The sequence below is a fragment of the Paraburkholderia sp. TE9906 genome, from assembly GCF_056279605.1.
Genome location: NZ_JBWCCT010000001.1, coordinates 377,846 through 403,640, shown reverse-complemented (window position 1 = coordinate 403,640; position 25,795 = coordinate 377,846). Strand labels below are relative to the sequence as shown.

Here is a 25,795-nt window from a genome sequence, read left to right as displayed (position 1 = left end):
CGGATCGTGATCAACCGCACGGCACCGCTTGCGCTGAAGGTGAACGGTGCGACCCATCTGGTCAGCGCCGCCGCCGACACGCCGCTGCTCTACCTGCTGCGCAACGACCTCGCGCTGAATGGGCCGAAGTTCGGCTGCGGGCTAGGCGAATGCGGCGCGTGCACCGTATTGCTCGACGGCATGCCGACGCGCGCCTGTGTGACCACCGCGCGGGTCGCGATGGGCCGCGAGATCACGACGCTCGAAGGACTGGGCACGCGCGCCGCGCTGCATCCGGTGCAGCAGGCGTTCATCGAGGAACAGGCCGCGCAGTGCGGCTATTGCCTGAATGGCATGATCATGACGGCCAAGGCCTTGCTCGATCGCGATCCGCAGCCGAGCGTCGCGACGATCCAGCGCGAGTTGTCGCACAACCTGTGCCGCTGCGGCACGCATGTTGAGATCGTGCGCGCGGTGCAGCGCGCCGCTGAATTGCTCGCCGCGCAAGAAGGAGCGCGCGCATGACGGGGCCGGATTTCAGCGTCGATCGACGCGCTGCGCCGCCGTCGCGCAAACAGCTCTATGACGCGCAGAGCGTGCTGATCGTCACGCGGCCGCCGCAAGCGCCGGTGAAGGCCGCGATCGGTCAGCCGGGCTCGCGCTCGTCGTTCGTGCCGACCGAAGCTGACCTGTTTCTCGTCGTGCGCGACGACGGCAGCGTGGTCGCGTTCAACGGTCACGTCGATCTCGGCACCGGCATCGGCACCGCGCTCGCGCAGATCGTCGCGGAAGAACTGGACGTGCCGTTGACGCGCGTGTCGATCGTGCTCGGCCACACCGGCGAAGCGCCGAACCAGGGACCGACGATCGCGAGCGCGACGATCCAGATTTCGGCGGTGCCGCTGCGGCATGCGGCGGCGCAAGCGCGTCACTATTTGCTCGCGGAGGCGGCGGCGCGTTTCAAGGTCGGCGTCGAGCAACTGGAGGTGCAGGACGGCCGCGTGTTCCAGAGCGGCGGCGATCCGGCAAACCACGTTCAATACGATGACCTGATCAAAGGGCGGCGCGTCGAATTGAAGCTCGCCACCGATGCGCCGTTGAAGTCCCCGGACGACTACCGGGTCGTCGGCAGGAGCGCACCACGCATCGATATTCCCGCGAAGGCGACGGGCGAACTGAGTTTCGTGCATGACGTGCGCGTGCCCGGCATGCTGCATGGCCGCGTGGTGCGCCCGCCCTATGCAGGCATCGCGCAGGGTGACTTCATGGGCAACAGCCTGCTGCACGTCGACGAAGACTCCATTGGCGATTTGCCCGGCATCGTCAAGGCGGTGGTGATTCGCGACTTTGTCGGCATCGTCGCGGAGCGTGAGGAGGTCGCGCAGCAAGCGGTGAAACGGCTCGACGTGCGATGGAAAGCGGTCGAAGGCTTGCCGCCGCTGGAGACCAGCGACGAAGTGGAAGCGGCGTTGCGCGCGAATCCCGCCACGCGGCGAGACCTGGTGATCGACGGCGACGTGGACGCGGCGCTCGCGCAGGACCCCGCTCGCACGCTCGAACGCACCTACGTGTGGCCGTTCCAGATGCATGCGTCGATCGGACCGTCGTGCGCGGTGGCCGACTATCGCGACGGCGCGTTGAAGGTCTGGTCGGGCACGCAGAATCCGCATTCGCTGCGCGCCGACCTCGCGCTGCTGATGTCGATGGAAGAGGCGCACATCGAGATCGTGCGGATGGATGCGGCGGGCTGCTATGGCCGCAATTGCGCGGACGATGTCGCCGCCGACGCCGCGCTGCTCTCGCGTGCGACGGGTGCCCCGGTGCGCGTGCAGCTCTCGCGCGAAGATGAACATGCGTGGGAGCCGAAGGGCGCCGCGCAACTGATGGACGTGCGTGGCGCGTTGAACGCGGAGGGCGAGCTGGCCGCGTACGACTTTGCGACACGCTATCCATCGAACGACGCGCCTACGCTGGCACTGCTGTTGACCGGTACGATTCCCGCGCAGCCGCAGGTGTTCGAGATGGGCGACCGCACGGCCGTACCGCCGTACGACTACCGCAGCATGCGCATCGTCTGCGACGACACGCCGCCGATCGTGCGGGCCTCGTGGCTGCGCGGCGTGTCCGCATTGCCGAACACGTTCGCGCACGAGTCCTTCATCGACGAACTCGCGGCGCAAGCGGGCGTCGATCCTGTCGAATTCCGCCTGAAGCATCTTACCGATCCGCGCGCGATCGAACTGCTCAAGGCCGTCGCCGACAAGGCCGGCTGGGAGCCTCGCCGCGCCGCGCAAGAAGAAGCTCAAGCGCAACCTCAGCAGGACGGCGACATCGCGCGTGGCCGCGGCGTCGCGTACGCACGCTACGTGCACAGCAAATTTCCCGGCTTCGGCGCGGCATGGTCCGCGTGGATCGCCGACGTCGAAGTCAATCGAAAGAGCGGCGAACTCGCGGTGACGCGCGTGGTGGTCGGCCAGGACAGCGGCACGATGGTGAACCCCGACGGCGTGCGTCATCAGATTCACGGCAACGTGATCCAGGCGACCAGCCGCGCGCTGAAAGAGCGCGTGACGTTCGGCGGGAATGCGGTGACGAGCCAGGAGTGGGGCGCGTATCCGATCCTGACCTTCCGTGAAGTGCCTGTGATCGACGTGGTGATGATGCCGCGCCACGGCGAGCCGCCGATGGGCGTGGGCGAATCTGCGTCGCTCCCCGGCGCGGCCGCCATTGCCAATGCGCTGTTCGACGCGACCGGTGTGCGCTTTCGGCGGCCGCCGTTCACGCCTGAGACGATCCGCGCCGCGCTGGCCGACGCGCAGGCCGAAGACGCGGCGGCGCGCAAAAGGAAGCGCTGGCGCCTGGGATTTCTCGGCGCGTTTGCCGCGGGCGCGGCCGGCTGGCTTGGCGCATTGTCTTTCGCGCCGCCCGCGCTCGCGCCGATCACGCCGCCGCTCGCCAGCGCGTTCGCGCCCGAGCTCGTCGCGCGCGGCAAGCTGTTGGCCTCGCTCGGCAATTGCGCGGTTTGCCATACCGCGCACAACGGTGTGCCGAACGCCGGCGGCAAGCCGCTCGATACGCCGTTCGGCACCGTCTACAGCACCAACATCACACCCGATGGGCTGACGGGAATCGGCAACTGGTCGCTGGAAGCGTTCGTTCGCGCGATGCGGCAAGGCATCAGCCGCGACGGTCATCGGCTTTATCCGGCGTTCCCGTACACGTCGTTCAGGAACGCCTCCGACGACGATCTCAAAGCGCTTTACGCCTACCTGATGTCGCAAACGCCGGTCCGTTCGCGCGCGCCGGAAACGAAGCTCGCGTTTCCGTTCAGCGTGCGTCCGCTGATGGCCGCGTGGAATGGTCTCTTTCTCGGCCGCAACACGTTCACGCCCAGTGCGACGCAAAGCGCGCAATGGAATCGCGGTGCGTATCTGGTGAACAGCCTCGGCCATTGCAGCGCCTGCCACACGCCGCGCAACGCATTCGGCGCCGAGAAAACCGGCGCGGCCTTCATGGGCGGCGGCGTTGCGGAAGGTTGGGAAGCGCCCGCGCTTTCCACCTTGTCGAATGCGCCGGTGCCCTGGAGCGAGGACGAACTGTTCGGCTATCTGCGCTTCGGTCACGCGCCGTTGCATGGCGTCGCGGCGGGGCCGATGGCGCCCGTCGTCAGCGATCTGGCGGCGCTGCCCGATAGCGATATCCGCGCGATGGCGGCGTATCTGGCATCGCTCAATCCGCTGGAGCCCAACGCCGATCCGGCCGCGATGGCGCGGCAGGTCGAGCAGGCCAGCACGATCACGGGTGCGCCGGCGGGGCTCGGCGCGCGGCTCTTCGACGGCGCCTGCGCGGCCTGTCATCACACCGGCAGCGGGCCGCAACTGTTCGGCGCGCATCCGTCGCTCGCACTCAACACGAATCTGCACAGCGCGAGCCCGGACAACCTGATTCGCGTGATTCTCGACGGCATCGGCTCGCCTGCGCGGCCCGAACTCGGTACGATGCCGGCTTACCGCGACAGTTTCAACGACGCCCAGGTCGCCGAACTCGTGTCGTATCTGCGTCGGCAGTTCGCAGGCGGCAAGCCGGCATGGCAGGACGTCGCGGCGAGCGTGGCCCGCATCCGCACGATGTCACAGGCAAATTGACACGCGGGCTGCCCGAACGCCGGGACGCCTGAGAAATAGCATTCACACAATCCCACTGATAACGGAGAAACGCATGACCACGCGCGCAGGATGGATTTCTCGCCTGATGGTGTCGACGGTGTGCTCGCTTGCCGCGTTGGGCGCGAGCGCAGAGCAGACCATCAAGATCGGCGAGATCAACAGCTACAAGGCGCAGCCCGCCTTTCTCGGGCCTTACAAGAACGGCTGGAATCTCGCGCTCGAGCAGGTGAACGCGGCGGGCGGCGTGCTCGGCAAGCAGCTCGAAGTCGTGTCGCGCGACGACAACGGCAATCCCGGCGACACGATCCGCGTCGCGCAGGAGTTGATCGCGCGTGAGCAGGTGCAGCTGCTGTTCGGCGGGTTCCTGTCGAACACCGGTCTTGCATTGACCGACTTCGCGAAGCAGAAGAAGATTTTCTTCCTGGCCGCCGAGCCGTTGACCGACAAGATCGTCTGGGCCGACGGCAACAAATACACGTACCGTCTGCGTCCTTCCACGTACATGCAGGTCGCGATGCTGGTGCCGGAAGCGGCCAAACTGAAGAAGAAGCGCTGGGCGCTGGTGTATCCGAACTATGAGTACGGGCAATCGGCGGTGGCGACGTTCAAGAAGCTGCTGAGCGCCGCGCAGCCCGACGTGCAGTTCGTCGCCGAACAGGCGACCCCGCTCGGCAACGTCGACGCGGGCGCCGTCACCCAGGCGATCGCCGATGCGAAGCCCGACGCGATCTTCAACGTGCTGTTCGGCGCGGACCTCGGCAAGTTCGTGCGCGAGGGCAATACGCGCGGACTCTTCAAGGACCGCAGCGTGGTGTCGCTGCTGACCGGCGAGCCGGACTATCTCGATCCGCTGGGCGCGGAAGCGCCGACCGGCTGGATCGTCACGGGCTACCCGTGGTATTCGATCGATACGGCGGCGAACAAGACGTTCGTCGATGCGTATAAGGCCAAATATCACGACTATCCGCGGCTCGGCTCGGTCGTGGGTTACTCGGCGCTGATGTCGATTGCCGAGGGCATCAAGAAAGCCGGCTCGGTCGATTCCGACAAGCTCGCCGCCGCGTTCAAGGGCCTCAACGTGCAGACGCCGTTCGGGCCGATCAGCTATCGCGCGCAGGACAATCAGTCGACCATGGGCGCATATGTCGGTGTGACGGGGATGAAGGACGGCAAGGGCGTGATGACGTCGTACCGGTATATCGACGGCGCGAGCGTGCAGCCGCCGGACGCCGAGGTCAAGAAGCTGCGGCCCGCTGACTGAACGGCTTGCGTGAGCGGCGCGGTGTTTTTGCGTGCCGCGTCTCGCGGCGTTCGACGCCGCCAGCATGCGTGCAACAGGAGGCGTCTTTTTGCATCGACTGTACGGATATGCTTTACAACAGAGCCGACGTCAAGTCGGCTTTGTTGCATTCGGACGCAACGTTGCGGGTTCGAATTCGAGTGCGGATTCAACCAGTCGATGACAGTCGGTGACGGCCAGGCCGGAAATACTGGCGCACCCAGTAGCACGAACGAACAGCCGGGAAAGACCGGCACGAAGAAGCCGACCCCCGATGGTCGTTTTTTTCGTTGCTGATGGATATCCCAAAAACATAGCCTCCGGGCGATCTGCTAGGTTTACGCCGTCACAAGCGAAGGATCTGGCAATGCGTGGAACTGAACTGAAGACGGATTCGCTGCAACGGTGGATGATGTACAGCAAGGACGCCTACGGAGGCGGGCGCATCTTTCTTACTACCGGGCAGAAACAGGCAGTTGAAGAGGGCAAGAAGTTCGCCCAACGCGCGTATGCCGATGTGTGGGCCAAGGACGCACATCTGGTCAAGCGCGTGCGGACGTTCCTTGGGCAGCACTTCTACTGGCACGACCGGCTTGTGAAGACCGGCGCCGACCTTGAGGTGTTAGAAACCTTGCAGTCGATGATTCGTGGTGAGAGCGTGGTACTCATTGCCGAGCAATCGCGCACAGGCGGCGCCGGGATTGATGCGGCACCTGAACCCGAAAGGCTTCCCAGCTTCCGTGAATCGTTAATGACCAGCTACGGGATGTCATACGATGCGGCGACGGACTACATCGAGCGCTACAACGCTTCGGTCGATCGCATCAATGCGGCGCTGGCACGATCCGCGAACACGGCCGCGTCCGCACTGGCCGACACCGCGAGTGATCTGACGGAAACCGCTACGCCGCTCGGCGATGCGCAGCCGTTCGAGTACATACCGGATGCGGTGGGTGGCGACGTTGAAGAGTTCGCAGCCAGCACGAACAACGAGAACTACGCGGCCAAGATGCTCGGCTATGACCGCAAGACCTTCGGCGACATGATCCACGCGATGAAGGATTACAACAAGCTGCGGGGCGATGACAACGTCATTTGGCACGACAACGGCGACGTATCTTTTAACGGCGGCATTATCGACAACATGCACAGTTGGGCACCCTGAGAAAACACATGACATACGAACATCAAATGGCCCATGTCTCGTTTTCCATCTATCAAGACGCGGAGCCACCTGAATTCTGGACGAACTATTTCAACATCCGGCCCGATACGGCCGTTTGTAAAGGTGATCCTATTCCCGATCCTACCGGGCAAAACCGCGCGTTGGCGCGCCGGACCGGCGTATGGGGCATACGCAGCAAACCGCATATCCAAAGCGATCTCCTGGAGCCTCATCTCCGGTATCTGGTCGAGCGTCTGGCCCTTCCTCGCTCAGACTTGCCCGAGCTACTCAGGCGCACCAACGCGCATATGCGCTTCTTTTGCTATTGGTATAACGAGAGCGGCGACCGCGTCCCCGATGTTCCTGACGACATTAGGGCGCTGATGGAAGCGATGGGCGGCACCATCGAGATTGACGAATACCGATAGGCTCACCGCCCTGACCGCACCAGAAGGCCCGCACAGATCGCTCCGTGCGGGCCTTTTTTCTCGTCAAAGGGTCGCGGCGATAAGGCGCCAGCGAGTGACCCCTTGGCCGGCCGTATGTTGATGATGATTCTGCAGCGGCAGAAGCCGTACTTATGGCCCAACTCGAGCTGCCGCTTTCTGCGGCATCTAGTGTCCAACCTGCTCCGTGCTAAGGGGCGATCATCGGCGCTCGTTGGACGTTGGTACACAACGGGGTACACAAATTCGACCTCGGAAGGTGCGAGCCTTTCCTGTCAGGGCACCGTGAGATTTGTCCAGCTTTACAAGGGAAGGTGGGTTACTTGCAATGAGGCTTTAAATAAAGGAAGCCTGGGAGTGTGCGTTACCGCACAGTAAACAAGCCTTCAAGGAAGCAACCTGCACATCTTGAAAATGCGCCGCTGGCGGCAGCGGCAAAAGGCGGTCGAACGCTTCGACGTGCCTCGCAAAACGATCAGTTGTGCGTGCGGCCGGTTCTTGGGGGCGCTTGTATTTGGTCGCCATACGTCTAGATTTAGACGTGTCTCGACATCGCCGCGTGCTACTTTTCATACACGGGCGCACGCGGTCGGGCCCGGTTTGCCTCGCATATGTTGGCCCATCACTTTGCACTCACGCAGAAAGGTGACCTATGAGCCATGCTGCCAGATCGGTGCGCGTTAAGCGCGCACCCCGCCGCCGTCGCCCGATCCGAAACACGTGGTTCGTCATAGGCCTCTCGTTGACAGGGCTCTTCGCCGAACAGCTGAGTTTCGCGGCGGGCGTCCTGCCACAAGGCGGCCATTATGTGGCCGGTTCGGGAAGCATCGCTCAGCACGGTGCGGACCTGAGCATCACGCAATCTGGCTCGCGGGGCATCATCGAGTGGAACAGCTTTTCGATCGGACAGGGCCAGAAGGTGTCGATCAACAACGGCACGGGCGCCACACTGAATCGCGTGACCGGTACCGATCTCTCGGCAATCTATGGCTCACTGACGGGCACCGGCAGCATCTATCTTGTCAATCCGAATGGCGTGCTTATCGGACCACGCGGCGTGGTGTCGACGGGCATGCGCTTCGTCGCTTCGACACTGGATGTTTCCAACAATGATTTTCTCAATCCCCCTGTGTACGGTGGCGCGTTGTTCACAGGTAGTTCCACGGCGAATGTGGTCAATCTCGGCAAGATCAGTTCGTCGGGCGGGGACGTGTTTCTCATATCGGCCAACCAGGTCACGAACGCAGGGAAAATCGATGCGCCGAACGGCAATGCAGAACTTGCCGTGGGTCGTAGCGTGTCGTTACTGGATGGCAAGTATCAGCAAGTCTTCGTGAGGGTAGGAAGCGGCGGCACGGTGACGAACAGTGGCGCCGTGCAGGCGGCGCTGATCAACCTGCAGGCGGCCGACGGCAACATCTTTGCGCTCGCGGGCCGTTCGGCCGCGCTGCGGGCCACCGGCACTGCCACGCGCGACGGCCACGTGTGGCTCGTCGCGAGCACCTTCGACCAAACCGGCAACCGCGTCGCCGGCCATGTCGATGCGAGCGGGGCGCAGATCAGTGCGCGCAATGCGGACGGCAGCGGCGGCATCGTCGATATGTCCGCCGGGAGCGTCAAGGTCGGTGGCGCAGACGTTCGGGCGAAAGCGTGGAATATCACCAGCGGCGATTTCACTGCCGATGCCGGCACGGCCAATACCTTCGCCGCAAGTCTGAGCCGTGGCGCATCCATCACCGTGGAAGCGATCGGCGCCGACGGCAAATATGGTGCGAACGGCGAGGGCGACATTGCGGTCCAGTCGAGCGTGCGCTGGCAAGGGGCGGCGTCACTGACGCTCAATGCGGCGCACTCGCTGACTATCGCGCCGCATGCGAACATCGCCAATACGGGCACCGGCTCTCTCACGCTATCCGCCGATAGTCACGGGTTTGACAACGGCGGCAGCGTGGTCAATCTCGGCACGATCGACTGGTCGCGTAGCACGGGTATCGTCGCGGCGCTTTATGACAGGAACGGCAGCTACACGCGTGGCGATGTCCGCACCAACGCATCATGGAGCCCTGCGCCGTTCAGCGGGCTCGTCACGCAGTTCACGGCTTATCAGCTTGTCAACTCCATGGGAGACCTGATCGCGGTGAACAACAACCTCGCTGGCAATTACGCATTGGGCGCCGGGGGGCTGGAGTTCGCGGCGGCGCCAGCTTTCAGCGGCATCGGCACCGCAGCGAATCCGTTCACCGGCCAGTTCGACGGCATGGGGCACCTCCCTGCGGATTTGACTCTTTCGGCCAATACCGGACTCTTTGGCGCAATCGGCAAAACCGGTGTCGTGAGAAATTTCACGCTCGCAGATAGCACCGCGACCTCCTCGGGAGGAGTGGTCGGACTGCTAGCCGGGATTAACTGGGGGTACATGGTCAATGTCGGTGCCACGGGCACCATCAATTCCATCGGCAACACGGGCACGGTGGTCGGCGGGCTCGTCGGCGAGAACTTCGGACGCATCGAGCAGGCGTGGGCTGGCGTGAACATCCACGGCGCGGGCCAGGTTGGTGGGCTCGTCGGCCTCAACGATGGGTCCATCGACAAGTCTTATGCGCTCGGTTCGGTGACAGCCGGTGCGCAAAGCACAGTCGGCGGCCTCGTCGGTACGAACAACGGCGCGATCTCCCGGTCGTATGCGCAGGAACCTCTGACCGGCGGTGCGACGACCATCGGTGGACTGGTTGGCAGCAATACGGGCTCCATCAACGAGTCGTATGCCTGGTCGCATCTCCCGGTTGGCGCGAACTCGACGACGGGCGGCATCGCGGGCACGAACAGCGGCTCGATTGCCGCGGACGTGTTCTGGAACAGCGAGACGTCAGGGGCGTCGGCGGGCGTCGGCTCGGGCACGTCGGTGGCCGCGGCGAGCGGACTCACGGAAGCACAATTGAGGAACCCGGCGAGCTACGGCCCGACGTGGGATTTCAGCGCACACGGCACCTGGCTGGCCGGTTCGTTGCCGATGCTGCGCCAATAGGTGTGTCGTGAAATGGGCCTCCGCTAGCAGCAGGCGCGGGCACGCAGGCAGAAACGTCCGTATCGGCAACCGTCGGGTCTCGCCTGGCCCGACGTCTTTTCTTCAGGTACAGCGGTCGCTCGCCCTGCGGCCCGACGAGCCGAGCACCGCCGTTGCGCCCGTTTTGGGCGCGGATCGTCTCGTTCGCCTAGTCGAACGCCCGCTCCGAGAACCGCTCGATCCAGACTGCCAGGCGGTCGGCCGCAAAACTGGCAGCGCGTGTGCCGCCGCGGCAGACGATGGTGTCACCTTCGCGCACAAACTGCAGTGCACCGCCCGCTTCTTCCAGCCACAGTAGGCAGGCCAGCCAGGCAGCGTGCTCGGCCGATACGGCCTGACCCACCGGCCGGGTGAGGAACTCGTTCAGTATGGTCGGCGAAGTCCAGATCAGCGCGTCGCCACCGCCGCGTACTGTGGCGCCGAGGACTTCAGTGAAGACCTGCACCGCATCGGCAGCGCTGCGTCCCGCATTCTGCGTACGCAGCGCCGCGAGGCGCGTGCTGACCGCGTGGCCGAAGCTGCCGCTGCATTCGCTCTCGGCGCGCACCAGGTCGGCGTAGTCCATACGCTGCCAGTCCGGCTCCACGTTGCGCGCACCGGCCAGCTCGGTGCCGGCCAGGTAGGTTTCCACCGGTTGGAAGCGGCCCGGGCCGATCAGGCTGGCGCACAGTGTGTGCACTATGCCGATGCGGGTGGCGACGGTCTGCGTCTGCAGCACCCCCAGCTTCTCGCGCACGAGTTGGTCGCGTTCCTTGCGCAGTCCCGACAGTTCCAGCGCCTGCTTCATCTCCATACGCAGCGCGGTGATGTCCCACGGCTTCTTGATATAGCGATGTATCTGGCCTTGATTGACGGCCTCGACGGTCTGGTCCAGCTCCGAATAGGCCGTCGTCAGGATCCGGACGATGTGGGGATAGCGCTCGCGCGCATAGCGCAGAAGTTCATTCCCATATTCGCCCGGCATACGCTGGTCGGACACCAGCACGGCCAGGCTGGCGGCGTGGGCATCCAGCATTGCCTTGCCGTCCTCCACGGAGGCGCCCGTCACCACCGGCGCGATCGCGCCGATGGCGCGCTCGAAGTATTTGAGCGCGGTGGCTTCGTCATCAACGAACAGAATCGCCGGGGCCGGCGTCTGGTCGGCAATCGTATTGCTCATTGGTCACTCCTGTGCATTCGATTCTTGAAATTTGGGAATTCCAGCGTCACGGTCCTGTCGGCGCCGGATGCAATCCTGATACTCTTGCCGAAGGACTGCATGACGCGGTTGCAGAAAATCATGCCGAAGCCGCTCATGCCGGCGGTCGTGATAACTGGGGCGACCAGCAAGCGCTGCATCACCTCGGGCGCAATAGCGGAGCTGTCGCTGCTGACGCCAGCACCTCGCGGACTGTGCCCACGCCTAGCGGCTTCTCCAGGATTCGAAACACCTCGCCAGAATTGACCGCTCCCAGCAGCGCGTTGTTGTCCGCGTAGGCTGTCACCAGAATCCGCACGATATGCGGATACTCCTCGGAGACCTGCTGCAGCAGGTCGTCGCCATGCCGGCCCGGCATGCGGAAGTCGGTCACCAGTATGGCCACCCGTGCACCTTCACTGCGCAGGATCGACAGGGCCTCGTCCGCGCCGCCGGCGAGCAGCACCTCATAGTCGCTGCCGGCCGCACGCGCAAAGTACTTGCGGGCCAATTCCTCATCATCGACATAGACGACAGTCTGCCGTACTTGCTGGATCTCTCTCATCTCGACATCACTCGACACGCGGCAGGTCGAAGTTGAACGCGGTCCACTTGCCCAACTCGCTTTCGGCAAACAGTGTGCCGCCGTGCCGCTCCACCACCGCATAGCTGATGGACAGGCCAAGGCCGAGGCCCTGGCCGACTTCGCGGGTAGTGAAGAATGGTTCGAACACACGCGCCAGATTCGCCGCGGCGATTCCCGGGCCGTTGTCGCGCACTGTCACGTGCAGCCGGTCGTCGTGCCATTGCGCCGTGACATGAACCTGCGGCGATACGGTGCCGGCCTTGTGCATGGCCAGAGCGGCATTCGAGAACAGGTTGATGAGCACGCCGATGATGGCGGCTTCGTCGCCGAGCACAAGGGTGTCGCCGGGCAGCTCGCGCGTGAGCTTCACGCCGCGCAGCTCATGTGCGCTCAGCCGGGTCGACGAGTCGAGCGCCTTCTCGAACAGGAACGGCACATCGTCTGCCGCCGCGCCGGGTTTGCGGTACGCAAAGGTCTTCAGGTCCGACACGATATGCTGAATGCGCTGCATGCCCTGCTTGACATCCGTCAGGCACTCCAGCATCGACGGGCTGTCCTGGGCCTGCGGTTCCTCCATGGCTATTTCGATGGCCATCAGGCTGAAGTTCACCGGGTTGTTGACTTCGTGGAGCAGCCCTGCGGACAACGTACCAATTGCAGCCATCTTCTCCTGCTGCAGCAACTGGCCCTTGATCTGCGCCAGGCTTTCATTGGTGCGCGCGAGCTGGTCGTTCTTGTGCGCCAGCTCATCCTTTAGCCGGAAAAGCTGGAAACGGCCCTTCTCGTTGAAGAAGGTGTAAATGGAGCTGGCCAACGCGCAGAAGAAGATCAGAATCAGCTGGAACTGAAACTTGCTTGGGTTCTGTATGCCGCCCGGATGTGCCATGCAGGCGATGTAGTAGAGGCCGACCGTGGCCACGCCGAATGCCAGCGTCTGCCGGTAGCCGGAGGGGAACAGGATCCCGACCGCGAAGATCGTCAGCATCAGCCCGGCATAGAACAGCGACTCCTCGCCCTGCGTGACATAAATCATCCACGAGATCATTGCCTGCGGCAGCAGCAGCCAGAGGAAGGTGATGACCTGCACCTGGCGTTTGCCCGTTTTCGTGTAAAGCGAGAGCAATGCGAGGCCGATCGCTGCGCTGGTCAGCACCCGAACGATGGCAAAACGTTCCTGCTCAGCCGGATACACGACATAGTCCAGCGCCACGCCCATCAGCACGAGCGCGATCACGGTCAGGCCGCCGGCCTTGCTGCAGAGCAACCGGTAGTCGCGCAACTCTTCACGATAGTTCGAATGTAGCCCAGCCAGGGATGTCATCATCTCAGGCTACTTGTTGCTGGCCGATCACCACCTCGGCGAACACGTTGACCCCGGTCGAGTCCGTGTACAGGCGCGGCTCGCCGCAGTTCTCCGGCATGATTTCCGCCATCTGTGCCTCGTTGCGATAGATCAGGTACCACTCCAGCACGTGCTCCATGCTGAAGCGCTCCGGGTTGTCGGCGTGGACATTGGTGACCAGCAGGCGGCCGCCTACTCTGGTGCGGCTCGCGAAATGCTGGTTCAGCCGGGCACAGACCTTGTCGGACAGGTAGTCGAAGAGGCCCGCGCAATAGACCGCGTCGAACTCGCGGACGTCCGGTGCATCCGCATCCATCCGGCGCTTGAGCAGATGGTGGACCGAATCATGCGTGTAGCTAATGGTCATGCGCCTGGCCGTTTTCTGTGCGATGGACGCCAGACGGTCGCGCGTCCAGTCCAGTGTCTCCTGGCTGAAGTCGAGCAGTTCGAACGTCAGCCATTCCGGTTCGTCGTATTCGTGCATGAAACGCTGGATTTCCTGAGCGGGGCCGCAACCCACGTTCAGCACCCGGAACGGCCGCCGCGCGGCGCGCGCTTCATTGGCCAGCCGGGTCAGGTAGTCCACCAGCAGTTCGACGCGATTGCGGTGCGCGCGTGCCACGGCCGTCTGCAGGAAGGCCGCGTTGACGATCTGGAAATACGTGCTCGGGCCCTGGCGGGGATCGTCGAGCATCTGGTTGACCATCTGGTAGTCACCGGCATAACCCAGCGGCTTCGTGAAGGTGCGGAAGACGAACGGCGAGCGCAGCAGCAGCGGATGGAGCGCAGCCTGGGCAAAGGCACGGTGTGCCGGCGCCAGCTCTTCGTCGACCAGGCGCGCCTCGCCTTCGAACTCGTCGAAGTAGAGCTTGGTCCTTTCCATCAGTGGCGACGCCAGTTCGAGGAAGAAGTCCTCACGCAGGCTTTTGCCTTCCTTCGGCATGGTGTCGGCCAGGTCCGCCTGTTCGACCCAGCGCGACATGTCTGAGAGGAAAGCCCGGATCTGGTTGACCGCGATCTGGTAGTCACGGCGGATCTGGAAACGCTCGGTCCAGTCCTGTGCGAAACGGCGGGCTTCTTCCCCCACCGTGCGCGCTTCCAGGGTCCCGCCACTCAGTTCCCGCCACTCGGCGATCAGCGTCACCGAGACAATGGCTGTCAGGCCGGTATTGACCATACTGATGACAACCGCCTTGCCCGAATAGGCGTGTTCCACACCCATCTTGACCGAGAGGTCGTTCAACACCTCACTGACCTGGACAATCGAGTACGGGTTATAGACCTCCATCACCAGGGACTTTCGCTGGAGATTGATGATCGTGCCCCGCACCTGCTCGCCCTGCGAGTTGCGGAAGCTCACTACCGGATCGATTTGCGTTTTGGAATACACAGTATTGTGGCTAGGTAAGTACCACGACAAGTGGGTTTGAAATCTGGTGCCGTACCCGGGTCAGCAGGTCGGCCAGTTCAGCGTCGATGGTTTCCCTGGTCCAGGTGACGAAGCGTTGCCATCGGTATTTCAGTTGCCCTGATGGCAACCCGTTCTTTCTGGGCGGCGTACCGCTTCCCCCCGAACCGCATCGGCCAGACAAGTTATGCATTTGGCTTATCCCCGTCACCTTGCGACAGCACCTATGCTAATTGCATCACGGTTTTAGCGAGACGCGTTAGCCTGGTGGGCCTGAACGCCGGTTTCGGAACAGTCCGGACCTTTGCGATTGCAGCATTCTACTGACAAAAAAAGAATGCTGGGGCATCACACGGATTTCATCGGTGAAATTGCTTGGAGGCACTTGACTAAAGAGTCTGTAATGCCGCTCCTGCGCGTGTCAGAAGGCGCACACAACAGCGCGAGCGAATGACGCTTCCCGGCGAACCCGGAAATCAATTGTCCGTTGGGGCATCGTTGGCCTGAGTTCGGGGAGTGCAATGGAACGGCCAACCGATCTGAGGCTCCTCGGGTTGCGAAGCGGCCGTCCTTCGGCAAGCTCAAGCTGGACCGGGGCATGCGCCGGTGACGTTGCCACCGCTCGCGTCATGAAGTTGGGCAATGCGGCCGACGAGGCGTATCGAGATAGGTTGGCGACGCGCAGACGACCATGTGCAGGCGCGTGACGCGACGCGACGCGCTATCACCCCAGCCTTATCCTTCAGATCGCCGGTGCGGATGGCTAGATCGAAATCATTCTCTGCAAGATCGACGAACCGGTCGTTCGACGACAGGTCAAGCCCCCAGCGCCGGATATTGCCGCGCGAGCCCCAGCAGGACGAGGGACGCGCAGTGCCGGCTAAACGCCTTCGCAACTCGATGCCGTGACGTTCGTGCCAAAAAATAGACTAGACGACCAGTTCGGATATCGGCGCCGGGCCTTGGTCTTATTCAGACCGCGGAGCGCATCGCCTTCCGTGAAATTATGTTGTAGCGTTCCCATACCGAATGAATCGGTGCGTTTGATTGAGCCAAGCCGGACACTGGACTAAAATCCGCGCCGGACAGAAACCGTTGCTCCCGTACTGTGTGAATGTAAAATCGCGACCCGCGCCGTTGCGGAAAACACCCACTCGTCGACAGTCAACGAAAGCCTTCGCTGCGGTTGAGTGCCGAGCGCTAATGTCGTGTTCTTCAAATCGACGAGTGATAGTTGCGGCGCCGTGGACGGGCCCAGATGGAGATAATTCGCTGTCGGCTGCGGCGCGAGTTCGAGCGCCGGTGCGACCTTCCCGGCGCCGGGCTGGAAGTCATGATTCAGCCGTGCGGTGTAGAAGTTGTCGATTTGGGTATAAATCGGCGCTGGCGCTGCATGACTCGATTGATATTCCATTTCATAGCGCTGCAAATAGCGTTGCGGTTCCGGAATGGATGAAACAACCTCCAAGGGCTGAGGCGCGATGTTCGTCACCGTCATCGCGACGGGCGAGTCGATGACAAGGTCGCCTGCAAACGCAAGACCGCTCAGCGAAAAAAACATCGCGCCGACTATCCGTTCGTTCAGGCACGTCATGCGCATGCCTCCAATTTTTTCTGGTTTAAGGAATCCTTACCACAGAAGAAATTTCGCCCAGGGCGTTATCGCGACAGAATCCGCTCCTTTGCCGTGGAGGTCGCCACTCCTTCACTTTGGCCTATGCCGAACCCCGAGGGCCGGGTATCGGCCATCACATCAGAACCCTCAAAAACGCGATCGGTAGCGGTAAAGGAAATGCGCGATACGTGAGCCATCATTGGATTCTCCAGGCGGCTAGATTTCCGGCTGTCGCGATCAGGTACCTTGCTCCAATAGCCCGGTTCGCCGCCTTCGTGAATCGAGCCGGGCGTCTCCGGTGTGACATGTGAGCCGATGTGGCCTGGAAACGAGCACCGCTTGAAGCATTTCCGCATGCCCGCAGCGTCTTCGCCCTGATCCGGATACACCTTCGAATAGGCGCCTTCCAGACAGGCGGGGCCGAGCACGCCGGGAGCGCCATGGCCGGGGCCGGCCACCAAGATGACGTCGAGGTCGTCGCGCTTGACGACGCGATTCAGATGCGCCCTTACAAACAAAAGCGCTGGGCTCGCGCCCAAATGCCCAAGCAGACGCTGCTTCACCTGCTCAACCTTCAGCAGCTCCTTCGACCAGGGGTTGTCTACCAGATAGATCATGTCGACCGGGAGGTAATCCCACGCGCGCCGCCGGGCGTCGATCAGTCCAGGTTTATCGGAATCGACTGTGTCCTGGTGTGCAGCACCTGAAATGGAACGCTGGCCCATAGCAACGTCTCCCGAACATGTAGCCTCATCCCGAGTACGAGGATTGCGTCGACTGGCTGCGTGGTCACCATTGCAGATTTGTCGGGCAGCAGCGTCGCACCTGTTGGCGGACTCGCTGTAATCAATCTCTCGTCACAATGCCCAAAGACGTAGTCAACGCCTACTACGTTGTCATGCGTAGATTGCACGTGCGATTCCGGTCGCATCCGTGTAACAGCAGAGCCCTGGAGGTACCGCGGCAACAGCGCCTCTATCCCATCTGTTCGTCCTGTGCGATCGGGACGCTCACCATACGAAGTGCAGCTTCTATTGGCCCGCTGCGTCGTGCGCGGCCTTGATAGCCGCGTCGCGTTCTTTTCTGGCTTCCGCCTTCTTGTGGTCGTAGACCTTTTTCGCGGCCGCAACCTTCTGGTCGTATACGCGATTAGCCGCGGCGACCTGGCGGTGCATTCTCACTATCGGATCAGAATGTTCTGTGGCTGGTGAGCTACTTGCGGTATTGCCCTGCGCCGAGGCCAAGGGAGCATTCAACGTGGCAAGCAAACCGCTCAGCACTGCAGCACCCAGGTGTTTCATTACGTTCTCCTTGCCGACATCGACGACGCTCAAATTCCCCAGGAGCGTTTCCCCCACCTCCTGGTATTCGTTACGGCGAACCATGCAAACGATGGCTGGCGAGCGTTCAACCCGACCGGAAATTCCTCGCCTTCGACTTGGCCAGTGACCAAGTTATAGGTAACTTATGCCGCTGTGGCAAGTCTGTGAGCCGTGCGTTCGATGGGTCCATGCGCACGCAAAGCGAGCGAGCGGACGCTGCGCGTCGGTCAGGACGCGCAGCGATGTCGGAGTCAGAGGTCGCATCGGCAGTCAGCGGCGCACGGCGACGCAGGCGACGAGTTCGATTAGTGTTGGCATCGACCGCGGCGTTGTCGTTAAGCCCCGCGAACTGCGACAACGCATAGGCAACCCAGTCTTTGCGCTGCGCGCCGTACTGCACCAGGTCGATGAACGCGAAACCGATGGCCTCGGCAATGCCGATCGGCTACGCGTTGGTCAGCGCGGCAATGCCGATGTTGAGTGACGGCACGAGCACGAAGAACGCGATCCGACTTGCTCCGACCGTGTTGCGTGCACAGTGTTAGTCATGGAGCGACTACCCCTGTAGAGCAGTTTCGCCACGGCACCGTTGGCTCGACCGTGGCGTCTGCCGAAAGCGGTCATTGCGCCACGAAACCGGCGGGGACACGCTCAGCAATATCCGCTTCGAAGGGCCACCTCCCAATCGGGCCGCCCGTTCAGTGCGGCGACATTCGCAGCCTCATGCCAGTCATATTCGACCGCTCGAAACTTGACGTCCCATCCCGACACTGTCCTTGTGACCAGGGCATAACGAGCGTGCGGTGATCCCGTTTCCATACGATGTGGAAACGGGAGACGGTCTTCGTATGCTTGCAGTCCGACACTGCCGGGGTTCACGATCAGACGCCCATCGTCGAGTCGCATCGATCGTTGCAGATGCGTGTGTCCACAGAGAATCAAGGTAGCGTTGGTATCGCCGGCACGGCTTTCGACCTCATCGTACGTAGCCACCCTGCAACCCTGTTCCGTCACAGTCTCGAGGAAGTAGCCCAGATCGCTTTCCGGCGTGCCGTGCACGAGTAAGACGTCTTCGACGAGTCTCAGTGTTGCCGGCAAGTCGCGTATCCAGGCCAGTTGATCATCCCGTAGCGCGAGGTGGGCAAAGCGGTCTGACAGTCCCATTCGAGACGGATCGCCGCAAAGGATTTGTCTTTCATGGTTGCCCCTGATCGTAGGCAGTCCGAGAGGCTTCAGCCGATCGGCTGTTTGACATGGATAGAGAGCGCCGGAAAGGATATCGCCGAGATTGACGATCACGTCGACGCCGTGCCGATGCGCGTCATTCAAAACAGCATCCAATGCCGCCAGGTTGCCGTGAATGTCCGAGAGGGCTGCTATCTTCATAGGGCTGAACGGTCCATTGAGTCCGCGATCAGTCGATTGTCAGCGATTCTTTGTGATGTGTCGAACGGCCGGTCTGCGTCTGTCGGTGACCTTCCTGATTCTCTATTCGAAAAAACAACACCATTTGCCAGTCGTTATTCGATGCCTCCATCGGTCTGCAACTGATGAAGTACGTGCATCGCCGTCCGTGCCGATTCGAGGGGAACAAAAATATGATCGTGATACGCGCCCGCCACCACGTTGCAACTGATACCGGAATGACCCAATGCACTGGCGAACGCGGCGGTCAACCCCACTGCATCCAAGGCTGAATTCACGGTCAACGTAATCCAGGCGCATTTGAACAACGGTTTCAAACCGTTGAGCGCCGCATCCGTCTCACTCGTAATGACTGACAAGCCCTCCGGCTCGCGGATTGACGCGACGATGACGGCCGGGTCAATGGCATGACCGTGCTTGACCGAAGCAAACACAAACACGCCAGGGTTAAGCGCAGGCTCCAACGTTTTTAATAGAACAGAAAGATCGCTAACTGGGTTCATGTAATTTCCTATGCAGCATCGCCCCAGGGCCATTCGGGCTTCGTTCAGTTTGAGAGCCACCGGTTAAACCGTGCAGGACACAGGGCCGGGCGATCGATTGTCAATGATTTAGCCGGCCATGTCGAAGGTGCAGATGTGGCCGGTTGGGCGAGGCGACCAATGCGCAGCGAAGTACATGTCGTTTGGACAAGGTGCGAGCGGGTGTTTGCGGCTAAGCCGCGCCCCTTGCCGCGTCATGAGACATGCGCAGGGAAATGATTGCCGCGTACGGCATGGTTATCCCTTCCGTCTCATGCAAAAAGCCAAACCATGCCGCTCGGCATGCGAGCGACGGCGCTACTCCTCCGCGTCGTGCTCGATGACGAAGCGTCGCAGATAAGCCAGCACCGCGGCTTCGACTGCGCGATGATCGGCGGTGCTCTTGGACCCTGCATTCTCTTCATCGCCGAAGAGGGTGGATGGCGCGTTGTGCACATCCACTTCCTGGCCTTCGCGGAACACGCGAATCTCGTGAACGTCTTCCGCGTATTCGGCGACCCAGTGCACGCCTTCGATATGCGCTCCCGCGCGAACGGTAGGTATCTTCATGGACGTCTCCCGTCGGGCCGGACCATGGCGCCAACCCTTGCTGACACCATACGCCGTCCCGCTGACGGGCGCGAGCCCCGCTGGTTGAAATGCCGGAGTTTGGGCATTCGGCCGATCCGACCGGCAGATCCGCCGCCCCCGGCACAGCGGTTGCTGCATGACGGATGCCACAGCCAACTGGAGAACGGTCATGCCGGAACAGAAAACCCTCAAGCGTGCCGCCGCCGACAAACGCGCCGGCAAGTCAGCGAGCACCCAGGCAGGAGAGTTCGTCAAGGAGCAGGTCGACAAGGTGCGCGCCGGCAAGCACGGCGTCAGGTCGGCGAAGCAGGCGATCGCGATCGGCCTGTCGGAAGCGCGTCGCGCGGGTGTCAGCGTGAAGTCGCCGAAGAAAGGCGCGGCGAGCGAGGCGACCCGCAAGAAAGCGGACAAGGACAACGCCGCCGGGCAGCACAAGAGCACGGCGCGAAAGAGCGCGAGCACGGAGCCGAGCGCGAAGCGCTCACGCGCCTCCGCCAATGCGCTGAAGCGCGAAAGCAGCGCCGGGGCGTCGCCGGCGGCGATGTCGAAGCAGGCGAAATCGGCGGCGGCCAAACGCCCGGCGGCAAGCCGGTCAGCGGCGGCGAAGAAGGCTGCTGCGACGAAGGGTGCGGCGGGTCGCTCGGCGGCGGCGAAGAAGGCGGCGCATACGCGGGCTTCGCGGGCGCATCATTGAGGAAGGTGGGGCAAGAGGCGGGCTTCGACAGCGCCTCACTTGAGAAGGCGGCGCAGGGGCGAGCTGCGCATGCATCGCTGAAGAATGCGACGCATACGCGGGTTTCGCTCGCGCGTCGTTCACGCACGCTCGCTCGGGTGCACAACGTGCTAGCCGCCGGCAAGCCCGCGCGTCCCTTCAAAAGAAAACGGACGCATGCAAACGCGTGCGCCCGTTTTCATACCAGCCCCGGGCATACTGCGCGGTCGCTGCTTACTGCACCGTCGCCAGCACGTCACCCACGGTCTTGAAGATATGCGCGATCTGCTCTTCGTTGATGATGAGCGGCGGCGAAAACGCGAGGATGTCGCCCGTAAAGCGCACCAGCACACCCGCCTCGAAGCATTTGACGAACGCTTCGTAAGCCCGCGCGCCCGGTGCGCCGTCGCGTGATTCGAGTTCGATACCCGCGATCATGCCGAGGTTGCGCACGTCCTTCACGTACTTCGCGCCGCGCAGCGAATGAGCGGCCGCTTCGAAGGTCGGGGCCAGCGTGGCCGCCCGCTCGAACAGGCCTTCGCGGCGATACAGGTCGAGCGTCGCCACCGCTGCGGCCGCTGCGGCCGGGTGAGCCGAATACGTGTAGCCGTGAAACAGCTCGATCGCGCCTTGCGCGCCGCTGTTGACGATCGTGTCGTGGATCGTGCGGCTGGCCGCGACCGCGCCCATCGGAATCGACGCGTTGTTGATGGCCTTCGCCATCGTAATCAGGTCGGGTGTGACGCCGAAGTATTCGCTGGCGGTCGCCTTGCCGACGCGGCCGAAACCGGTAATCACTTCGTCGAAAATCAGCAGGATGCCGTGCTTCGTGCAGATTTCACGCAGCTTCTGCAGATAGCCTTGCGGCGGAATCAGCACGCCGGTCGAGCCGGCCACCGGTTCGACGATCACCGCGGCGATCGTCGACGCATCGTGCAGCGTGACGATGCGCTCCAGTTCCTCGGCCAGATGCGCGCCCCACGCGGGCTGGCCCTTCGAGAACGCGTTGTGTTCGAGGTTGTGCGTGTGCGGCAGATGATCGACCGCCGGCAGCAGCGCACCGGAGAAGGTCTTGCGATTCGGCGCGATGCCGCCGACCGAAATGCCGCCGAAGCCCACGCCGTGATAGCCGCGTTCGCGTCCGATCAGCCGGGTGCGCTGCGCTTCGCCGCGCGAACGATGGTAGGCGAGCGCGATTTTCAGCGCGGTATCGACCGACTCCGAACCCGAGTTCGTGAAGAAGATGCGGTCGAGCCCGGCCGGCATCAGCTCTGCGACCCTGGTGGCCGCTTCGAAGGCGAGCGGGTGGCCCATCTGGAACGTTGGCGCGAAGTCGAGCGTCGACAGTTGCTGAGTGATCGCGGCGACGATCTCGTCGCGGCCGTGGCCGGCGTTCACACACCACAGACCCGCGCAGCCGTCGAGCACTTCGCGGCCGTCCGTGCTGCGGTAGTACATGCCCTTGGCCGATTCCAGCAGGCGCGGCGCGGCCTTGAACTGGCGGTTGGCGGTGAAGGGCATCCAGAAGGACGACAGATCGTCGATGACGGGGCGCGAAGTCATGGGAGCATCTCCTCGAAGTGGTCTCCCCCAGGGGGATTTCCGTTGGGGCATAGCGAAACTGTAGCGTTCGCGGTTTAATGGCGGCATAAACAGTTGACGTGGTGTGATGCCAACTGTGTTGGCGGATTGGCGCCAACTGTGTCGACGGCAGCAAGGCGCCCCGTCGACCGCCTGAATGCTTGCCGCGACCCGCTTCTTCGCCCCTATTTCGTGCTGACCATGATCGAACTAGAACTTGCGCGCGACCGGCGCGCCGCTCCCACGCTCGTCGAGCAGGTGGTGCAAGGCTTCGCGCGCGCCATCGAGGCGCAGTCGCTGCGCGCTGGCGCGTTGTTGCCGTCGGTGCGGCAGCTCGCGCAGAGCCATCAACTGAGCACCTTCACGGTCACCGAGGCGTATAACCGGCTGGTGTCGATGGGCCTCGTGGTCGCGCGGCGCGGCTCCGGCTACCGCGTGGCGGCGCGAGCGCCGTCCACGCGCACGGCGGCCACCGACTGGCAGCCGCCGAGCCTCACCGCGACCTGGCTGCTGTCCGACGTGTTCGCCGACCATTCGGTGCCGATCAAGGCGGGCGGCGGGTGGCTGCCGAACGAGTGGATCAACGAGACCGGCTTGCAGCACGCGTTGCGCGCGACGAGCCGGGTACCGGCGGCGCGTCTCGGCGATTACGGGCATCCGTACGGTTTCGCGCCGCTGCGCGAGCGGATCGCCGAACAGCTCGACCGGCGCGGCCTGCCCGTCGACGTCTCGAATGTGCTGCTCACGCAGGGTGCGACCCAGGGGCTCGATCTGATCGTGCGCACGTTGCTGCGCGCGGGCGACGTCGTGATCGTCGAAGACCCTGGATACTGCAACCTGCTGCAGATTCTGAAGCTGGCGGGACTGGTCGTGCACGGCGTGCCGCGCACGCCGGCGGGCGTCGATACGGACGTGCTCGAAGCGCTGGTCGCGGAGCACAAGCCTAAGGCGATCTTCGTGAACACCACGCTGCAGAATCCGACCGGCGCCACGTTCGGCATGTCGGCGGCGTTCCGGCTGCTGCAGATCGCTGAACACCAGCGCATGTGGGTGATCGAGGACGACGTGAGCCGCGAACTCGCGCCGTCCGGCGCGCCGCTCTTTGCCGCGATGGAAGGCCTGCAGCGCGTGCTCTACGTGGGCGGTTTTTCGAAGACGGTGACGCCGGGGCTGCGCTGCGGCTACGTGGTTGCCGAACAGGCCGTGCTGCGCGAACTGGCGCGCACGAAAATGGCGGTGGGGCTGACGTCGTCGGAGGCGATCGAGCGGATCGTCGACAAGGTGCTGCTCGAAGGGCGCTATGCGCGTCATGTCGAAGCGGTCAACGAGCGGCTCAAGCTCGCGCACGCGAGCGTCGAGGAGCGGCTCGATTCGCTCGGTCTCGAGGTGTTCCACCGGCCGCGCGCCGGGCTCTTTCTGTGGGCGCGTCTGCCGATCGAGGCCGAACGGGCCGGCGAAGTGGCGACGGCCGCCCTGTCGCACGGCATCTGGCTCGCGCCGGGCTCCTACTTCCGTCCCGACGATGCGCCGAGCGCCTGGTTCCGTTTCAATGCGCCATACTCGCTCGACGACGCGCTGTGGCGCTTCATCGAACGAGTCGGGCGAGGGATGCTCTAGGATGGTCCGTTTAGCCCGATCAGGCGCTGACGCCGATCAGGCGCAGCGCGATCGGATACAGCGAGAACACGAGCAACAGCGCCATCGCCACGTTGAAGATGCGCAAGCGCTTCGGGTCCGCCAGCACCTCGCGCATCGCGGTGCCGAAGCCGGCCCACAGGCAGATGCACGGAAAGCCGATCACGTAGAAGATCACCGCCATCGCGACGGCGTTCATGCTGTAGCTCTCGCTGAGATGGATCGTCGTGGCGGCGGTCAGCACCATCATCCATGCCTTCGGATTGACCCACTGGAACGCGATCGCCTCGTGAAAGCGCATCGGCCGGCGCTCGCCCGATTTCACCTTCAATTCACCCGACGTGCCGATTTTCCACGCGAGGTACAGCAGATACGCGACGCTCGCGACTTCGAGCACCGTGTACAGCACGGGGAAATGGACGAAGGCTTCGCCGAGACCGATGCCGACCGACAGCATCAAGAGCACGACGCCGAGACTGATGCCGGAAAGATGCGGCAGCGTGCGGCGAAAGCCGAAGTTGACGCCCGAGGCGAGCAGCATGGTGTTGTTCGGGCCGGGCGTGATGGTGGTGACGAGCGCGAACAGAATGCCGGCGGGCAGCGCACTGAGAGTGAAGTAAGACATGATGGCTCCGGTGTCGGCGAGAGGACGGTGGAGTACATTCTAGCGAGGTGGGCCGGTACAGTACCGGTACGGTTTGAGGGATGAAGGCCGGTACGATCAACCGGGTCGCGCCGATGAGCGCCACCATCAGGACCGCAGGTAATGAGCCGCCCGCCATGCCGATGGCGACCAAGGTGCATGAGCCGGAGGATCGGCTCATGCACCCACCGCCAGCCCAGCGCCACGCCCACCCAGATCGCGACGAGCGCACCGACGATAAAGAGCGCAATCAGCCTGTGCAACACGAGCACTGCATCGGCCGGCCAGATCGTGGTGTCGTTCGCTCCACACTTGATACAGATCAATAGCAGTACCGCACCGCGCAGCACATTAGTTGATGTGTGTGGCGCGCGTCCATCCAACGTCCCACACGTTTCCATACGGACCGTACGCGTCGTAATACGCGCCATACGCTCGCCTCATCCCGCTGGAGTCGCAGCCATGAACCCCATTCCCCGAAAGGTCGTCATCATCGGCGCCGGCATTGCTGGCCTGTGCGCCGCGGTTCATGCGCGCAAGTGCGGATACGCTGTCACCGTGTTAGAGCAGCACGAACGTCCCGGCGGACTCGCCACCAGCTGGCAGCGTGGCGTCTATACGTTCGACGCTTGTCTGCACTGGCTGCTCGGGTCGAATTTGCACGACCCCACGCACGCATTATGGCGCGAAGTGTTCGATATCGACCGCCTGCATTTCGTCTACCCGGAAGAATGGATGCGTGTAGAAAGCGAAGACGGAAATAGTCTGCACATCTACTCGAATCTCGAGCGCCTCGAAGCGGAGCTGCTGCAGCACGCACCGCAGGACGAGGCACAAATCCGCCAGTTCATGCATGCCGTTCGCAGCCTGTCACGCACGATCCTGGAGTAACACGGCGTGTTCCATTGTTCGTGCCTCAGGCAAGCACGCCACGAACGGCAAATCTCAACCGCCGCGACGTGAATTTGCGCTAGCACACCGAGTGGGACGAATGCCGCAACTTTGCGCCAGGCGGAAAGTCGGTCGTGGAAGCCAGTTGCTTCATTGCATCGAGGGCGGCAAGCCACTCGCAACGGCGCGGGCCGCCGCGTTACGAGTCAGGATTTCGCGCGGCCTCACGATCCCAACTCCGCCGGAT

General features: G+C 63.0%; 23 protein-coding genes. 10 read left to right on the top strand and 13 right to left on the bottom strand.

The annotated features are described in order from the left end of the window. Positions 1 to 9: 9 nt before the first annotated feature. The 6 genes from ACZ9H4_RS01800 to ACZ9H4_RS01775 all read left to right on the top strand — a co-directional run bounded on the left by ACZ9H4_RS01800 (position 10) and on the right by ACZ9H4_RS01775 (position 10,060). Positions 10 to 504: a (2Fe-2S)-binding protein gene (locus ACZ9H4_RS01800; protein ID WP_476118270.1), complete on the top strand. Its 495-nt coding sequence runs from the start codon at positions 10 to 12 to the stop codon at positions 502 to 504. Next, positions 501 to 4,124 (top strand): molybdopterin cofactor-binding domain-containing protein, encoded by a 3,624-nt coding sequence (locus ACZ9H4_RS01795; RefSeq protein ID WP_476118102.1) that lies wholly within the window; start codon positions 501 to 503, stop codon positions 4,122 to 4,124. The genes ACZ9H4_RS01800 and ACZ9H4_RS01795 overlap by 4 nt, the downstream gene beginning before the upstream one ends. A gap of 73 nt (positions 4,125 to 4,197) precedes the next feature. Beyond that, positions 4,198 to 5,406 carry an ABC transporter substrate-binding protein gene (locus tag ACZ9H4_RS01790; protein ID WP_408151911.1) on the top strand — a complete coding sequence of 403 codons (1,209 nt, stop codon included), beginning with the start codon at positions 4,198 to 4,200 and terminating at the stop codon, positions 5,404 to 5,406. Positions 5,407 to 5,791: 385 nt separating this feature from the next. Next, on the top strand, positions 5,792 to 6,589 hold the full coding sequence (locus ACZ9H4_RS01785) for a hypothetical protein (protein WP_408151912.1): 798 nt from the start codon (positions 5,792 to 5,794) through the stop codon (positions 6,587 to 6,589). Between the two features lie 8 nt (positions 6,590 to 6,597). Then, positions 6,598 to 7,017, top strand: coding sequence for a DUF4279 domain-containing protein (locus tag ACZ9H4_RS01780; RefSeq protein WP_408151913.1), 420 nt, complete (start codon positions 6,598 to 6,600; stop codon positions 7,015 to 7,017). A 760-nt stretch (positions 7,018 to 7,777) separates the two neighbouring features. Beyond that, complete coding sequence (locus ACZ9H4_RS01775) at positions 7,778 to 10,060, top strand: filamentous hemagglutinin N-terminal domain-containing protein (protein ID WP_476118101.1); 2,283 nt, start codon at positions 7,778 to 7,780, stop codon at positions 10,058 to 10,060. 187 nt (positions 10,061 to 10,247) lie between these two features. Here ACZ9H4_RS01775 and ACZ9H4_RS01770 read toward each other — a convergent pair whose 3' ends face one another. From ACZ9H4_RS01770 to ACZ9H4_RS01720, 11 genes are all read right to left on the bottom strand, one after another. After that, positions 10,248 to 11,258, bottom strand: coding sequence for a response regulator (locus ACZ9H4_RS01770; RefSeq protein ID WP_476118100.1), 1,011 nt, complete (start codon positions 11,256 to 11,258; stop codon positions 10,248 to 10,250). Further along, on the bottom strand, positions 11,255 to 11,437 hold the full coding sequence (locus ACZ9H4_RS01765; protein ID WP_408139267.1) for an ATP-binding protein: 183 nt from the start codon (positions 11,435 to 11,437) through the stop codon (positions 11,255 to 11,257). The genes ACZ9H4_RS01770 and ACZ9H4_RS01765 overlap by 4 nt, the downstream gene beginning before the upstream one ends. Next, positions 11,437 to 11,841: a response regulator gene (locus ACZ9H4_RS01760; RefSeq protein WP_476118099.1), complete on the bottom strand. Its 405-nt coding sequence runs from the start codon at positions 11,839 to 11,841 to the stop codon at positions 11,437 to 11,439. The genes ACZ9H4_RS01765 and ACZ9H4_RS01760 overlap by 1 nt, the downstream gene beginning before the upstream one ends. Positions 11,842 to 11,848: 7 nt before the next feature. Continuing rightward, positions 11,849 to 13,186: a sensor histidine kinase gene (locus ACZ9H4_RS01755; RefSeq protein WP_408139263.1), complete on the bottom strand. Its 1,338-nt coding sequence runs from the start codon at positions 13,184 to 13,186 to the stop codon at positions 11,849 to 11,851. Between the two features lies 1 nt (position 13,187). After that, a complete protein-coding gene (locus ACZ9H4_RS01750) occupies positions 13,188 to 14,594 on the bottom strand; it encodes a class I SAM-dependent methyltransferase (protein ID WP_408139262.1) in 1,407 nt (468 codons plus the stop codon). 1,087 nt (positions 14,595 to 15,681) lie between these two features. Then, positions 15,682 to 16,206 (bottom strand): hypothetical protein, encoded by a 525-nt coding sequence (locus tag ACZ9H4_RS01745; protein WP_408139260.1) that lies wholly within the window; start codon positions 16,204 to 16,206, stop codon positions 15,682 to 15,684. Positions 16,207 to 16,271: 65 nt separating this feature from the next. Then, positions 16,272 to 16,952, bottom strand: coding sequence for a phosphoketolase family protein (locus ACZ9H4_RS01740; RefSeq protein ID WP_476118098.1), 681 nt, complete (start codon positions 16,950 to 16,952; stop codon positions 16,272 to 16,274). 306 nt (positions 16,953 to 17,258) lie between these two features. After that, positions 17,259 to 17,528, bottom strand: a complete 270-nt coding sequence (locus ACZ9H4_RS01735) for a hypothetical protein (protein WP_476118097.1) — start codon at positions 17,526 to 17,528, stop codon at positions 17,259 to 17,261. Between the two features lie 672 nt (positions 17,529 to 18,200). Next, entirely contained in the window at positions 18,201 to 18,935 is a 735-nt protein-coding gene (locus ACZ9H4_RS01730; RefSeq protein ID WP_476118096.1) for a metallophosphoesterase family protein, read from the bottom strand. Between the two features lie 134 nt (positions 18,936 to 19,069). Further along, positions 19,070 to 19,477, bottom strand: coding sequence for an ACT domain-containing protein (locus ACZ9H4_RS01725; RefSeq protein WP_408323805.1), 408 nt, complete (start codon positions 19,475 to 19,477; stop codon positions 19,070 to 19,072). Positions 19,478 to 19,813: 336 nt separating this feature from the next. Further along, a complete protein-coding gene (locus ACZ9H4_RS01720) occupies positions 19,814 to 20,065 on the bottom strand; it encodes a hypothetical protein (RefSeq protein ID WP_042326185.1) in 252 nt (83 codons plus the stop codon). 190 nt (positions 20,066 to 20,255) lie between these two features. Here ACZ9H4_RS01720 and ACZ9H4_RS01715 point away from each other — a divergent pair, with 190 nt between their 5' ends. Continuing rightward, positions 20,256 to 20,780 carry a DUF6496 domain-containing protein gene (locus tag ACZ9H4_RS01715; RefSeq protein WP_476118095.1) on the top strand — a complete coding sequence of 175 codons (525 nt, stop codon included), beginning with the start codon at positions 20,256 to 20,258 and terminating at the stop codon, positions 20,778 to 20,780. Positions 20,781 to 21,032: 252 nt separating this feature from the next. Here ACZ9H4_RS01715 and aptA read toward each other — a convergent pair whose 3' ends face one another. Beyond that, entirely contained in the window at positions 21,033 to 22,361 is a 1,329-nt protein-coding gene (gene aptA, locus ACZ9H4_RS01710; RefSeq protein WP_476118094.1) for an omega-aminotransferase AptA, read from the bottom strand. 219 nt (positions 22,362 to 22,580) lie between these two features. Between aptA and ACZ9H4_RS01705 the strand changes: the two genes are divergently transcribed. After that, the gene (locus ACZ9H4_RS01705; RefSeq protein ID WP_476118093.1) at positions 22,581 to 23,996 is read left to right on the top strand and encodes an aminotransferase-like domain-containing protein; all 1,416 of its coding nucleotides are present in this window, start codon (positions 22,581 to 22,583) and stop codon (positions 23,994 to 23,996) included. A gap of 19 nt (positions 23,997 to 24,015) precedes the next feature. Here ACZ9H4_RS01705 and ACZ9H4_RS01700 read toward each other — a convergent pair whose 3' ends face one another. Continuing rightward, the gene (locus tag ACZ9H4_RS01700; RefSeq protein WP_408139246.1) at positions 24,016 to 24,639 is read right to left on the bottom strand and encodes a LysE family translocator; all 624 of its coding nucleotides are present in this window, start codon (positions 24,637 to 24,639) and stop codon (positions 24,016 to 24,018) included. A gap of 80 nt (positions 24,640 to 24,719) precedes the next feature. Between ACZ9H4_RS01700 and ACZ9H4_RS01695 the strand changes: the two genes are divergently transcribed. Together ACZ9H4_RS01695 and ACZ9H4_RS01690 are read left to right on the top strand one after the other, a co-directional pair. After that, positions 24,720 to 24,986 (top strand): hypothetical protein, encoded by a 267-nt coding sequence (locus tag ACZ9H4_RS01695; protein WP_476118092.1) that lies wholly within the window; start codon positions 24,720 to 24,722, stop codon positions 24,984 to 24,986. A gap of 133 nt (positions 24,987 to 25,119) precedes the next feature. Continuing rightward, the gene (locus ACZ9H4_RS01690; protein ID WP_476118091.1) at positions 25,120 to 25,548 is read left to right on the top strand and encodes a phytoene desaturase family protein; all 429 of its coding nucleotides are present in this window, start codon (positions 25,120 to 25,122) and stop codon (positions 25,546 to 25,548) included. Positions 25,549 to 25,795: the final 247 nt, after the last annotated feature.